The 13884-nt window shown below is 58.0% G+C and carries 12 protein-coding genes; 5 read left to right on the forward strand and 7 right to left on the reverse strand.

Annotation, left to right across the window (positions count from 1 at the left end; translation table 11 throughout):
* Window positions 1-25: 25 nt before the first annotated feature.
* From RBT76_00970 to RBT76_00985, 4 genes are read right to left on the reverse strand one after another with little or no spacing between them, the layout of a single operon-like run.
* A complete protein-coding gene (locus tag RBT76_00970) occupies window positions 26-421 on the reverse strand; it encodes a TIGR02530 family flagellar biosynthesis protein (GenBank protein MDX9856342.1) in 396 nt (131 codons plus the stop codon).
* Window positions 422-457: 36 nt separating this feature from the next.
* Window positions 458-1162 carry a flagellar hook capping FlgD N-terminal domain-containing protein gene (locus tag RBT76_00975; protein MDX9856343.1) on the reverse strand — a complete coding sequence of 235 codons (705 nt, stop codon included), beginning with the start codon at window positions 1160-1162 and terminating at the stop codon, window positions 458-460.
* Window positions 1163-1173: 11 nt separating this feature from the next.
* Window positions 1174-2856, reverse strand: a complete 1683-nt coding sequence (locus RBT76_00980; protein ID MDX9856344.1) for a flagellar hook-length control protein FliK — start codon at window positions 2854-2856, stop codon at window positions 1174-1176.
* 2 nt (window positions 2857-2858) lie between these two features.
* Window positions 2859-3653, reverse strand: a complete 795-nt coding sequence (locus RBT76_00985) for a hypothetical protein (GenBank protein ID MDX9856345.1) — start codon at window positions 3651-3653, stop codon at window positions 2859-2861.
* Between the two features lie 261 nt (window positions 3654-3914).
* Between RBT76_00985 and cmk the strand changes: the two genes are divergently transcribed.
* From cmk to rpsA, 4 genes are all read left to right on the forward strand, one after another.
* Window positions 3915-4604 carry a (d)CMP kinase gene (gene cmk / locus RBT76_00990; GenBank protein MDX9856346.1) on the forward strand — a complete coding sequence of 230 codons (690 nt, stop codon included), beginning with the start codon at window positions 3915-3917 and terminating at the stop codon, window positions 4602-4604.
* A 77-nt stretch (window positions 4605-4681) separates the two neighbouring features.
* Window positions 4682-5776 (forward strand): hypothetical protein, encoded by a 1095-nt coding sequence (locus RBT76_00995; protein MDX9856347.1) that lies wholly within the window; start codon window positions 4682-4684, stop codon window positions 5774-5776.
* A gap of 352 nt (window positions 5777-6128) precedes the next feature.
* On the forward strand, window positions 6129-6752 hold the full coding sequence (locus RBT76_01000; GenBank protein ID MDX9856348.1) for a lysophospholipid acyltransferase family protein: 624 nt from the start codon (window positions 6129-6131) through the stop codon (window positions 6750-6752).
* 202 nt (window positions 6753-6954) lie between these two features.
* Window positions 6955-8979 carry a 30S ribosomal protein S1 gene (rpsA, locus tag RBT76_01005; GenBank protein ID MDX9856349.1) on the forward strand — a complete coding sequence of 675 codons (2025 nt, stop codon included), beginning with the start codon at window positions 6955-6957 and terminating at the stop codon, window positions 8977-8979.
* Window positions 8980-9172: 193 nt separating this feature from the next.
* Here rpsA and RBT76_01010 read toward each other — a convergent pair whose 3' ends face one another.
* From RBT76_01010 to RBT76_01020, 3 genes are read right to left on the reverse strand one after another with little or no spacing between them, the layout of a single operon-like run.
* On the reverse strand, window positions 9173-9649 hold the full coding sequence (locus RBT76_01010) for a TspO/MBR family protein (protein MDX9856350.1): 477 nt from the start codon (window positions 9647-9649) through the stop codon (window positions 9173-9175).
* A gap of 51 nt (window positions 9650-9700) precedes the next feature.
* Entirely contained in the window at window positions 9701-9988 is a 288-nt protein-coding gene (locus RBT76_01015) for a hypothetical protein (GenBank protein MDX9856351.1), read from the reverse strand.
* Window positions 9989-10023: 35 nt separating this feature from the next.
* A complete protein-coding gene (locus RBT76_01020) occupies window positions 10024-11064 on the reverse strand; it encodes a tetratricopeptide repeat protein (GenBank protein ID MDX9856352.1) in 1041 nt (346 codons plus the stop codon).
* Window positions 11065-11222: 158 nt separating this feature from the next.
* On the opposite strand from RBT76_01020, the gene mtaB reads away from it, so the two are divergent.
* Window positions 11223-12557 carry a tRNA (N(6)-L-threonylcarbamoyladenosine(37)-C(2))-methylthiotransferase MtaB gene (gene mtaB, locus RBT76_01025; GenBank protein ID MDX9856353.1) on the forward strand — a complete coding sequence of 445 codons (1335 nt, stop codon included), beginning with the start codon at window positions 11223-11225 and terminating at the stop codon, window positions 12555-12557.
* Window positions 12558-13884 lie beyond the last annotated feature (1327 nt).

Consider the following 13884-nt stretch of genomic DNA (forward strand, 5'->3'; position numbering starts at 1 on the left):
TATTGACATTGCTTCCTTCGTTTCCCTACAGGATCACTGCGGAATCGATCGACGTAACCACGCCTTCGCGAAGGTTTTCGCGATCGAACGCCGTGATGACCGTGCGATTCTTCACCGAAACCACCAGCGCGGCATCATCGGTGAGGATCAGCGTTTCCTTCGACCCTTTCAGCTCCGCTTTGTCGATGGCGCCCGCGATGCGACCCATCAACTCGTTGCCGATTTCGATGCCCCGTGAGTACAGCCGCTCGCTGGCGTGTTTCGAAAACGTCACGCCGCGCGACCCGGCCAGTTCCTGCGAGAACATCTGCTCGAACGAGTTCTTCCCGGATACCGACTCGGTCGGCTGCTTGCCCCGTCGCGAGATTTCCAGCAAATCCACGGGACGCTGGTAGTTCGAGATTTTCAGCGCGTTTGCCATGTTCTTTCCCTCGTCGCCTCTCACCCGATCGTAGTCCTATCCGTCGTCCTCGTCACCGGCCAGCGCGCCCGCCTCACCAACCGAGACGATATCACCCAGCGAAATCTCCATGCCGCCGGCGTTGAGATACGCGGCGCCGTCGCGATAGGTGATACTGTCCACGCGGGCAATCAACTTGACCGGCGGCGTGTAGCTGACGCCATCGGCGTCCATACCGCTCGCTTCAACTTCATAATATCCCGCCGGCACCCGGTTGCCCTGGTTGTCCTTGCCGTCCCAGGACACCGTCTGCGGACCCTCGGCGACATTCTCCACCGTAATGCGGCGAATCACGTCCCCGGCGTCGTTGCGTATGAGAAACTCGATCTCGGTCGCATACCGATCGTTGGTGAAATTCATTTTGGCGTCGTTCTCGCCGTCGAAGTAAACCCCGTCGAGATCGGTCTGCACGTCACGCCCCAGCAGATTCGTCGCCAGCGCGTTGTTCAGAGACTGCATCTGGAGAAAGTCCCACTCGTTGGCCTGCGCGATTCCCTCGGAAATATTGTTCATCTGCTCGAGCGATGAAAACTGCGCCAGCTGCGCGATGAAATCCTCGTCGGCCATCGGCTCCAGCGGATCCTGGTACTGAAGTTTCGTAACCAGCAGCGACAGGAAGTCATCCTTGCCGAGGGACTGGGTCGCGCCGGTCATCTTCGCGTTTCCCGATGCGTCCGTGGCGATTGGCGATATAAAACCCATATCATATGCTCCTATGCGTACACGTTGACTCCGCGCGGTCCGATTGTGCCGCGCATCCGCCTGGTGGCGTCAGCCGCCATCGAGCCCTCAACGACCGATACGTCGTTTTCGTCGAAAAATCGCGCGCGGACCCTGCCGCGCATCCCGAAGTTTCTCTCGAAGAACTGGTGCCGGGGCTGATCGCCGGCCACGTTTACCTCGATCAGATCTACCTTTATGCCGGCCCGCTGCAGTTGCGCCGTCAACTGGTCGAGCGACTGCTCAACCACCGTCCGCGCCTGCGGTGTATCAACCGTCACACGGGCCGTCAACGCACCCTCGCGCATCGCCAATCGAACCCGCGCCGGACCGAGATGCTCGGGGTCGATCATGATCGTCAAGGCCCGCCCGTCCGGCTTCAACGCCGTCCGAATGTCGTCAGGAAGCGTAAACCGTACGCCGCCGGTCGGCACCCGGTCCGGGTTGACACGAGCCGCGTCGACTGACTGAATCGACTGCTGGCCCGGTAACGTTGTCTCGTCGGAGATGTCCGATTCCAGCGCTACCAGATCCATCCGTCCGGTCTTTTCGCTGAACCTGCGTGTGAGCGGATCAAACACTGCACCCCGGAACTGATCCTCGGCAACGACTGAGCGGGCCACATTCATTGGGGTTAAAAACTCATTTTCGGGCGGCTCACTGTGCGGCATGGAGTGCTGCGACGCGCGCTGCGTGACGAGCCTGCGGGCTCCGACCGACTCCTGCGGCAGTTCACGCCGCACACTGACGATCTGCGACTGGCGTTCACCTGTGACGACAATCGCCAGCTTCCCGTCGTCCACCCGCCCCGTCTGCACATAGTCAGTCTTTGCGTTGTTGACATTGCTGGTTCCGTCATCGGCATTACGCGAGATCCGCAGTTCCCTGATGTTCAGTTGAGCCAGCAAGCGGGCAATGTCGCCGGTTTGGTTTGGTGTGTCGTTGAGCGCCACCCGTGCCGCCGCCTGCTTCATGGGCTGTTCGGTCGGACGGGTTACGTCGACGGCAAAATCGTCCAGCAACTCCAGCGGAGCCGATATCTTCACGACCTCGAGCGGAGCATCTTCGGAAACCACGGTGAACTCGACCGTATCCGCCAGGACTGTCGTGTCAAGCACTCGATAAACACCCGCCTCGACCGGCACCTGCTGAGACGTCGCAACCGCGCCGCCGCGCGATGCCAGAAGCGACGCAACCTCTCGTGACGTCAGCCGCGCGATAGATTCCATCGAAAGCTCACCCCGGACCTCCTCCGGGACGGACAAGAGCACATCTTCATCGAAAGCGTCGGCTGCCGACATGCCGTGCACTCGGACTTGTTCCGGCGAAAGACTCTGCACCGTCGCATCGAACAGCCTTTCGGAATCGGGCGTCAATGAAGACGCGACCGGGATTTGCGGCTGAGCGACAGCTGTCGCCGGAGTGAGCCCGATACCCAGCCCGAGAGGCGTTGGGAGAACCTCCGTCCCCCGCTGTCCCTCATTCGCCTGACTGTGCAACAACGCCTGCCAATCGACCGGGGCGCCCCCGTCCGGCTCCTGCTGCCGGCTCATGATCAACTGCAGCAGCGCGCCGAACGGTCCTCCTTGAATAGGATCGGACGATCGCGTCGCGGCTGAGTCGGGACTCATTGGTCCCAGCAGCAAATCGAATATGGAAGCGTTGTTCTGTATCACGATCAGTTCTCTGCGATAGTTATCATCTGCTTGGAGAGTTTTGCCGCCCGCACCGCCGGCATCAGCGACAGCACCTGCGATGCATTCTTCTGCTTCATGCGCGGCAGAATCGACACCACGGTCTCGTCATCGAGGTTCGCCACCAGTTTCGCAACCGAACGCGGGTCCATCCCGTCATAAAGCTTGGCCAGATCCGTCACCCGGGCCGACTCCGCTTGCTCGATTCGAAGTATTTTCTGCGAGACCTTCTTATCAAGTATCTCAAGCTCGCGCTGTCGGGCATTGAGTTCCTCTTCCTTTTTCGCGAGTCGGTCCGTTTCCTGCTGAATCCACTGCGCCGCCTCGATCGAGTCCTCCTTCGACATTCCTTCGGATTCCCCCGACAACTCGTCGGCGGTGACTTCCGGGTCATAGTCAAGGAATTCGAGGTTCGCCATGATATCGCCAAGTACACCGGAGTCGTCTTTGATGGTAATCGGATCGAATGGCTCAAAATCGGGTATATCCGGTTCGGTATACGGCTCCGGGCTCACGGCCTGTTCTCCGTGGCCGGGTGTGGCTGTCTGGGTAGTCTGCGGGACTTCGGCTACCACGGCAGAGTCACTCGAAGCGGACTCGGAAGGCGTCGGCTCGCCGCCCATTAATAGAGCGGTGGTGGTAATCGCGAGCGCGATCACCAGGATCCCGATTACTCCGAAAAGCAGATAAATCCGCGGAAATCCCGGCTTTCCGCCGCTGTCGGCAGCGGCCGTCGCCGGTGTAGCAGGCTCTGACATTTCGCGCAACTCGTCGTTCACGATATACTCCACATAGTTGCAGTTTTCCGAGGAGTCTCATCGCAAGGCGCATGCCGAATGTGGTTATCACACGATATCACGCTATCACACAATAGATTACGCCAACCGTGACGGTCCCTCGGGAACTGCGGCCGCATCCCCCTTCAGAAAAATTTTCCGTCACACCCGGAAAAAAAAACGGCCCCGTACGGCGCCGTCTGCGGTATCAAAGGTATGGCTTTCCAATTGCGGGTGCGGAGTGCATCGGTTACTTTGGGTCGCATGACTCAACGTATCCCGGACCATTCAAAGCACGACTGCCGCGTGGTGGCGATCGACGGACCCGCGGGGTCAGGCAAGTCGACCACCGCCAAACTCGTGGCCGCCCGCCTCGGCTACCGATACCTGGACACCGGCGCGATGTACCGCGCCCTGACATGGGCGGCATTACAGCGGGGGATTTCTCCTTCCGACGGCGCGACCCTCGCGGACATGGCTGCCCGAATGACCATCGATTTCGAAACCCACAAGGATACCAACCGCGTCTTTCTCGATGGCACAGAGGTCACCCGCGAAATCCGTACACCCGAAGTAACGAAACACGTATCCGAAGTCTCCGCCCACCGTGGCGTGCGGACTGCAATGGTGGAAAAGCAAAAAGCGATGGGTAAAGAAGGCTGCATTGTCGCCGAAGGTCGCGATACCACAACGGTCGTCTTCCCTAATGCTGATTTGAAGGTCTATTTAGTCGCATCCGTACGGGAACGGGCAAAACGCCGCCTGGACGATCTGGTGCGGCTGGGCGTCCGAAGCTCCATAGACGAACAAGTAGCCGACCTTGAGCGCCGCGACCGGTATGACTCGAACCGCGAACACTCCCCCCTGACACGCGCTAGCGACGCCCACCAGATCGACACTACCGATCTGACCATAGAACAACAAGTGGATCGCATTATTGAACTCCTGTCCTGACATGTATGCGACCGTAATAGTGCTTTACAAATCTGCGTACTTGCTTCATCTTACTGGTGATGACCTAGGGGGTACGAATGGGTAAACCAAGTCACCAATTACCGACGCGATTGTCGGTCGCATTGGTCGTAGTATGTGCGCTCGCCCTTGCCGCCCTCGCTGTTTCGTGCGGCGATGACCCTCCCACCAAACCCCAGGACAACCCATACTTCACGGAATTGCCGATGAGCCGCGTCGACTGGCAACGATCGAGTCGTCCGTATACAATCCCGCACGGCTACAGCCACGGCCGCATGCTGTGGCATTTGCCGTATGATTTGCCACTCCGATCCGAGGTCTACGGCGACACAACCGTTTTGCCCCAGACGGAACTGCGCGTTCTGCGTCTTATCTACCGACCGTCATACCAGGTCTTCGAATTCGGCGGCACGATCGACACCATCTTCTTCCCATCCTGGGCCGGGCTTATGCTGGAAACGAACAAGCGGTTTGATACCGCATGGCAGTATCTGGAAATTCGCTGCAAAGCGAGCGGCGGCCGCATGCACATCGAACTCGGACGCATCGACGAAGATGTCGATGGCGACGGCGAGTCATTCGGTGAAGACGACGTGCCGTACGGCGACGGGAACGGCGCCGTATCGCAACAGGAAGATATCGGGCTCGACGGTCTGGCCGACGCCGATGAGCCGGGGTACGATCCCTTGAGAAATCCTGACCCCAACCGTGACAACTTTTACTTCCGTAACGAGGGCAAATGCCCGTATCCGGCGCAGATTTGTGACGACCCGGCGTTTCAGAGCCGAATGGATGATCCTTCCGACCCCATCTATTATGAGTGGCTCAACGGCACCGAGGGCAACATCGCGGACATTACTTACGGTCAGCCGGATCAGGAGCGATTGATAGGATTTTTCGATACCGACAACCACTACTACTCGTTCCTGATCGACTTCGACGAGGATCCCGACACGTTTTATGTCGACGGTTCTGAGATTAACGGATGGCGGACCTACCGAATACCGATACGGGATGAACAGGCCGCCGAAGACGTTGTCGGAAACAACATGGACTTCAATCGCCTGACCCACGCGCGCGTCTGGTTTGATTCGGACGAATATGCGACCGGCTTTGATACGGTTGTGGTCGCCTTCTGGCGGTTCACTGAGTAAACACTCCCCGAGCGCATCCCCCCTTAAAAGCACTACCCCCCGGCATAGCCGAGGGGTAGAACTGTGATTTAATTGTTGAAAGGCTCCGTCTATTCTGCCACATTTCGTGGCGGGCTCGTATTACCACCCTAGTGGCGGAGTCTTCCGATGCACTAGCAATATATACTATCGGCAGATGCTGTCAAGATAATAAGTCTCCACTAACGTATCTGCTCCGCGCTGTGCCGTCCCTGCCGCTCATTCTCCCTTCACACGCAAGTGTGGTTAGTCAATACTTGTCACATCAGTCGACGGCGCCGATTCGAACGGGTCGCTTGCTCTGGCGGTTGAAATCGTCTACATTCTCCCTGCCATGAAACCACTTTACTGGATCGGCCGGTCCATCACCCATATTACGGGCCGTTTCGTGTTTGGCATCCGCCTGTACGGCCGCGAATACATCCCGAAGTCCGGCCCATTCATCCTCGCCAGCAATCATATCTCCTACTTCGATCCCCCTTTGGTCGGCAGCTTTATTCCTCGCGAGTTGTTCTTCTTCGCCAAAAAAGAGCTGTTTGATAACAAGATTTTGGGCTGGATTATCTGGCGAACCAACGCCCGCCCCGTCCGACGGGGCCAGATGGATCGCCAGGCCCTTGCAACCTCGCTGCAGATTCTTCGCGAGGGATACGGGCTCACGATGTTCCCCGAAGGTACTCGCTCTAAAACCCGTGAATTGCTCCCGCCGAAACCGGGATTGGGACTCCTTGCGGCAAAAGCGGCGTGTCCGGTTGTCCCGGCGTATATTCACGGGGCTAACCGACTGAAAGACTGCTTCTTACGACGAGACCGACTGAGCCTGTCCTATGGCGAACCGATCCCCCCTGACTGGATCGCCGCCCGGGCCGATTCCAAGGAAGGCTACCTTGAGATCACGGCCGAAGTGATGCGACGAATCGTCGCACTTCGGGATTCTCTCCCGTCGTCATCAAGATAACCGTCTTCCTGCCGAACAGAATACCTACCGGACCGAAACTGGAAACCTGTGGATTCTTGCAGAAAGTCCTTGGAATCCGGCGAAAGTTCGGTATCATAGATGCTCGCCCCGACGGCTTTGCCGATATGGGGTGGCCGCCGAGCGGTTTCCCTCCCGGGAAAAATCCAAACCGTGCGGCGGAACAGGAGGTCTTTTTTAATCCATGGCAGTTGCCAAAAGCACAAGTCAGAAAGGCGGACCTGCGCGTACGTCCAGGCGCAAAGCCGTCGGCGGCAAAAAAACCAGCCGCACCAAAACCAAAGTCACCAAGACCGATGTGGTCGAGGTGAATGTTCAGGACGAGGTCCAGGACGAGGTCGAGCGGGAAATGCTGATGACCAATCGCCGACAGCGATTGGTTGAACGCGCCAAAGCCCGCACCGAATCGCCCGCCATGAGGGTCGAAAAACCCGAAGTCGAGGCGGTCAAAATCACCGACATCTCCGGCGTCGTCTATGACAAGGACGAGTACGATGCGATGGTCAACATGTACGATTCGACCATCAAGGACATCAAGGAAGGCGAAATCGTCCAGGGACGCGTCATCGGCGTTACGCTCGACGACGTGATCGTTGACGTCGGCTTCAAGTCCGAGGGATTGATCCCGATGGACGAATTCACCGGCATCAGTTCGGTCGCGGTCGGGGATGAGATCGAAGTCTTCCTCGAGCAGATCGAGGACTCGCACGGCCAGCTGCTTCTGTCCAAACAGAAAGCCGACTTCATGCGGGTCTGGGATCGCATTCGCGACATCCACGACGCCGGTGAAACGGTCGAGGGCAAAATCGCCCGCCGTATCAAGGGCGGTGTCGTGGTCGACATCATGGGAGTCGACGCCTTCCTGCCCGGCTCGCAGATCTCACTGCGCCAGGTTCCGGACTTCGACGCCCTGATCGGCGACGCGATCGAAGTCAAGATCATCAAGCTCAACAAGAGCCGCCGCAACATCGTCGTCTCCCGGCGCGTGGTGCTCGAAGAAGAGCGGGAACGCATGCGGGCCACGCTGCTCAACGAAATCGAGGTCGGCCAGATCCGCCAGGGCGTCGTTAAAAACATCACCGACTTCGGTGTGTTCATCGACCTCGGCGGCGTCGACGGTCTGTTGCACATTACCGACATGTCGTGGGGCCGCATTCGCCACCCCTCGGAAATGGTCAGCCTCGGCGAGAATATCGACGTCAAGATTCTCGACTACGATGACAATACTTCCCGCATTTCGCTCGGCCTGAAACAGATGACGCCGTACCCGTGGGAAAACATCGAACACAAGTACCCCATCGGCAAAAAGATCACCGGCACGGTGGTCTCGATCACCGATTACGGCTCGTTTGTCGAACTGGAAAAAGGCATCGAAGGATTGATTCACATCTCCGAGATGTCCTGGACCCAGCATATCAAACACCCGTCGAAAATCATGTCGGTGGGCGATCATGTTGACGCCATCGTCCTGTCGGTCGACAAGGACAACGAGAAAATCTCGCTTGGCATCAAACAGCTCGAACCGGATCCGTGGACGACCATCGAGGACAAGTACCCGGTCGGCAAGATCGTTGCCGGGCGCGTGCGTAACCTCACCGCCTTTGGCGCTTTCGTGGAACTCGAGGAAGGTATCGACGGTCTGGTGCATATCTCCGATATGTCCTGGACCCGCCGCATCCAGCATCCCTCCGAGGTCATGAAAAAAGGCGACAAGGTCGACGTGAAAGTGCTCAAGATCGACCACGAGAACCGCCGCATCTCGCTCGGCTACAAGCAGCTCAGCGATGACCCGTGGCCCGAGCTGGCCCGGAAATATTCGATCGGCTCGGAGTGCCTCGGCACGATCACGAAAGTGCTCGACCGCGGCGTGGTGGTCGATTTGGGCGACGGTGTGGAAGGCTTCGTGCCGACCAACCAGCTCACGACCAAGGAAGTCGCCGATCCCAGCGGCATGTTCAGCGAGGGCGAGTCGATCCCGCTGCAGGTAATCGAATTCGACCGCGGCCAGCACAAGGTGGTCCTGTCGGTCGTTGCCTATTACAAACAGCGCGAACGGGCCGAATTGGACAAATTCATGGCCGACCATGAAAAGCGCTCGTCCGCCGTCTCCGGCGGCGCCATGGCCAGCGCCATGCCGGAATCTCTGAAGCAAGCGGCCGCCGAGGCACAGGCTGAAGTGAATCCGGGCGACGAACCAAAGTCGGAATAGCTGAGCATTTCGCTAAGCTCGAAACACCAGCGTGCTGTCAGGCGACCCGCCCGACAGCACGCTTCTTTTATCGGCTGTAATGGATAACAAAACTCGTAGCAACTTGTAGGGCGGTTCCCTCTTCGAAACCGCCACAGGTTGCACGTGCGCTATAACGCCGCGCCCCACCCGGTGCGAACGCCGTGCAATTGCGTCAATTCATGCGCCAGAGCGCAAAATTGAGCCCGGCCGCATAACTGACCCACATCAGATACGGAATCAACATCCACCCTGCGACCTTGTTGAGCTTGTAGAAGGCCATGATCGTCGCGGCGATAAGAAACCACAGCACGATGATATCGAAAAACGCCAGACCGATTCGATGCATTCCGAAAAAGAACCACGACCAGAGCCCGTTCACCACAAGCTGTGCGATAAACAGCGACAGCGCGGCACGGGCGCCCGTAAACCCGCACTGCCGCCAGACCAGAAAAGCGGCGACAGCCATCAAGGCGTAGAGAAGAGTCCAGACGGGCCCAAACAACCAGCTGGGCGGGGTCCACGACGGCTTGTCGAGTGACGCGTACCACTCTCCCGGTTCAAACTGCGCGCCAAACAGCGCCACCGCGAACGTGAGTACCAGCCACCCGACAATACCGAGCACAGCCTGTGATGTGGTGCGGGGTTTCATGAGAGAAAGGAAGACAGTGTTGAGTAAGTATGCAAGATAGAAGATTGCACTTCATCGAACAGCCACCAGCAATGACGCCGGAACGAGGAGATAGATGAATATCACAGCCCATGCGAGCGGCCTCAAGGATGACTCTCCCTTGAGCAGGCATCCCCGTCTGGCAATCAGAACTCCCCCAGCAGGTATCAAGAAGAGCAATATCAACAGGACCAGCTTTCCGGTTGTCAACAGCCACATCCCGGCCCGTGGCCAAAGGCTTGCCAGTCCGTAAAACAGATAGAACAGCAGTACGTTGCCAATGAAGAAGAATGCAATCAGCCCCGCAAACCACTTACGCATTGTCTTCTCGCTCTTCTCCACAACTACCATCCCCCTCAATGGAACCTGTTCACATACTCGGCCACTCGTTGACGAGATGCCGGATCAATCGTGAGGAGGATCACGGGGTGCTTCGGCGCAATCATCTCATAAACTATGAACTCATGCAGATATCCGGCAAACAGGATGTCGTCGATGGGCAGTGAATCGCGAAGAAGTGGGTATGCCATATGAAAGGCCTCCACTTCCTCCGTCATGTTTACACCGGCGATCACGTCCGCCCCGGGGGCCATGTTTTCGCGATACCCCGGCTCGAACTCCCAAAACGCTTTGGCAAGAGCGTAGCCTGCGCAGACAGGGTGAGAAGTGACGTGTACAAGCATCGAATCGGCTGAGTCGCGATAAGCGTGGTAGCGCGGGATAAACTCCCAGTTGTCCCAGTTCATTCCCATGTCGGCTCGATAGCGGAACAAGGCCTTTCGAATGTCCTCTTCATTCCGATTCAAAAGGTGGGTCATCAACAGGTGATCCCACGCACGATCCAACGAGTCCATCCGGTGGTACGTGTCTGCCAAAACCCAGTACGCCGTGAAATCATGAGGATTGATGTCGATAGCCCGAAGGAGAACAGCCCGAGCGCTGTCAAATTCTTGTATCGTGTAGTAGCAGTTCCCCAGCTGCGCCAGTGGGGTGGACATATCGGGAGCGAGTTCGGCCGCCTTGCGATAGAAATGTATCGCCCCGAGATACTCATTCCTTTTGAATGCAAACCGAGCTACATCCATCAGGAACACCACGGTGTCAGGAAACGGGTAGAGATCCAAAACCCTGCCTCGCTCCGTCTCGAAAGTACCCAGAGCGGGCGGAAGGACTGGTCGCTCCAGTTTGCCGAGAATACTATCGATCGAGTCGGTGATATCCCACAGATACGTGATATTCGATCTCTCCACGAGACTGTAGAGTTCGTTCCCGTAATGTATGGTACCATCGATGATTATCTCGGTCGTGTCGTCCTGCGCATCGGCGCTCGAAACGCACCCCACCAGCAGAATAACCGTGATGATCAGGCGTTTCATCAGGTCGTTAAAAGTTCTCATTTGCCACCCCCGCGTTGTATTGAGCAGAGCCGTCTCCCCGGCCATCCAGACTCTACAATAAAGACGAACCAGAGACCAGTTTGTCAAGTTAGTGATGTCTCCAGTCTTACCCATTTTCCCCCTTCCCCTTCCCGCTTTTCCGCGTATATTCTGTGTCTATGGCACAATCGAAGATCAGAAAACTCTCCGTTGCTACCACCGGCTGCCGGCTCAACCAGTATGAGTCCGAACGCATGGCCGCCGAGCTCTATCGCTACGGCTTTGTCCGTGCCGAAAAAGGCGAAAAAGCCGACCTCTACCTCATCAACACCTGTACCGTCACCCACCGGGCCGACTCCACCAGCCGCAACCTGATCAGCCGGGCGGCGCGGGAGAACCCCGACGGCCGGATCGTGGTGGCCGGATGCTACGTCGACTCGGACCCCGAAACCGTAGCCGGGATGGAGGGAGTCGACGTCCTGATCCCCAACACCGACAAAGAAGACATCACCCGCATCCTCCCCCGTCACCTCCCTGAGTTATTCGAAGACTGTGACGAGCCGGATAAGGGCTGTTCAGGTACAATCGCCGATTTCTACCACCACAACCGGGCCTGGATCAAAATCTCCGACGGCTGCAACCAGTGGTGCTCGTTCTGCATCCTCCCTACCGTCCGGGGCCGCCTGACAAACCGCCCGGCTATCGAGATTATCGATGAAATCAACGGACTGGTCGCGAAGGGGTACGAAGAGGTCGTGCTGACCGGAATTCATATCGGCCATTACAAAAACCGCAAGGTTGAACCGCAGGTCAAAAACCTCGCCGGCCTGATCAAGATGATCCTTCGCGAGACCGACCTCAAACGCGTCCGAGTCAGCTCTATCGAACCGCAGACCGTTCGCGATGAACTGCTGGAGCTGTACGCAACCTCCAGCGGCCGTGTCTGCCGACACTGGCACCTTCCGCTGCAGTCAGGTTCATCACGCATTCTCAAGGCGATGCGTCGCCCGTACAATCAGGCGATGTATCTCGGCCGGCTCGAAGAAGTCAAAAGGGCCGTGCCTGAGACGATCATCGGCGCCGACGTTATCGTTGGTTTCCCCGGCGAATCCGACGAGGATTTTGAAAAGACCAGAGGCGTGTGCGAATCGGGACTGATCGACTACCTGCATGTCTTCAGCTACTCCGACCGCGCCGGCACCACCGCGACTGAGATGCCGGACAAAGTCAACCCCGAAGTCATCAAAGAACGCAACACCATCCTGACGCGTATCTCCAAACGGATTCGTCGTGAGGCGATGCAACGTCAGGTGGGCCGGACACTCGGCGTTATCTCCGAGTATCGCAAAGTCAAAAACCGCTTCCATTTTGGCGTCTCCGACAACTACATGAAAGTTCGCCTCCCCGACAACTTCGAGTCCGGCAAACGGATCATCGATGTCCGCATCACCGAGCGACGGGAAGACCATCTCATCGGCGAGATTACTCGAGACTCGACGGCATCCGTCGCGTAACGCAGTAGGGCAGCTCCGTCTTCGAACCCGCCATGTGAGCCGTAGGTCAGCTCCGTTTGCACATCCACCAACTCGTCAAACTAAACAAACCTCTCCCGCAAACGGTGCTGACATCCATCACCCCCTGCCCACCTGTGGCCCACCCAGAGTTCGCCGGCGGCGAACGTCGGGAGGGACTTCGGAAATGATACAACCCGGTCACACCCGTAACTGAGTAGCCCACCCCTCCGGGGTGGGATCCACCCGCACCGCGAAACCACTTCCGTGCGTGGTGTACGTCCCCGTGCACCACGCGCATAAGGCCCCAACCGAGTAGCCCACCCCTCCGGGGTGGGATCGACTCCCCCCAACCGAGTAATCCCGCAAAGAAGTTCCGTCGGGTACTAGTCCGCCGAAGGCGAACGACACCCGACGGCATCTCATGGCCTTTCAGAATCATTCCCCCATGCTCGGACGACTGCGACAAGCCAAAACATTGAAAGAAGCGCAGTAGAGCGGGTCCGTCTTCGAACCCGCCATGTGAGCCGTAGGTCAGCTCCGTTTGCACATCCACCAACTCGTCAAACTAAACAAACCTCTCCCGCAAACGGTGCTGACATCCATCATCCCCTGCCCACCTGTGGCCCACCCGGAGTTCGCCGGCGGCGAACGTCGGGAGGGACTTCGGAAAAGATACAACCCGGTCACACGGGTAACCGAGTAGCCCACCCCTCTGGGGTGGGATCCACCCGCACCGCGAAACCACTTCCGTGCGTGGTGTACGTCCCCGTGCACCACCCGCATAAGGCCCCAGCCGAGTAGCCCACCCCTCTGGGGTGGGATCGACTCGCCCAAACCGAGTAATCCCGCAAAGAAGTTCCGTCGGGTGCTAGTCCGCCGAAGGCGAACGACACCCGACGGCATCTCATTGTCTTTCAGAATCATTCCCCCATGCTCGGTCGACTGCGACAAGCCAAAACATTGAAAGAAGCGCTGTAGGGCAGCTCCGTCTTCGAACCCGCCATGTGAGCCGTAGGTCAGCTCCGTTTGCACATCCACCAACTCGTCAAACAAAACAAACCTCTCCCGCAAACGGTGCTGACATCCATCACCTCCTGCCCACCTGTGGCCCACCCGGAGTTCGCCGGCGGCGAACGTCGGGTGGGACTTCGGAAAAGATACAACCCGGTCACACGGGCAACCGAGTAGCCCACCCCCTCCGGGGTGGGGTCGACTCCCCCCAACACCCCTACAAGATTATCACTATCGTCCTCGCACGATTGCACATGGTACGTGCAGTCCCCTCCCAAAAATTAAACCGGCCCCGAGGTGCAGTGGGGCCGGTTCG

The organism is Candidatus Zixiibacteriota bacterium (assembly GCA_034003725.1).
In the GTDB taxonomy this organism is placed as follows: Bacteria; Zixibacteria; MSB-5A5; order GN15; family FEB-12; genus WJMS01.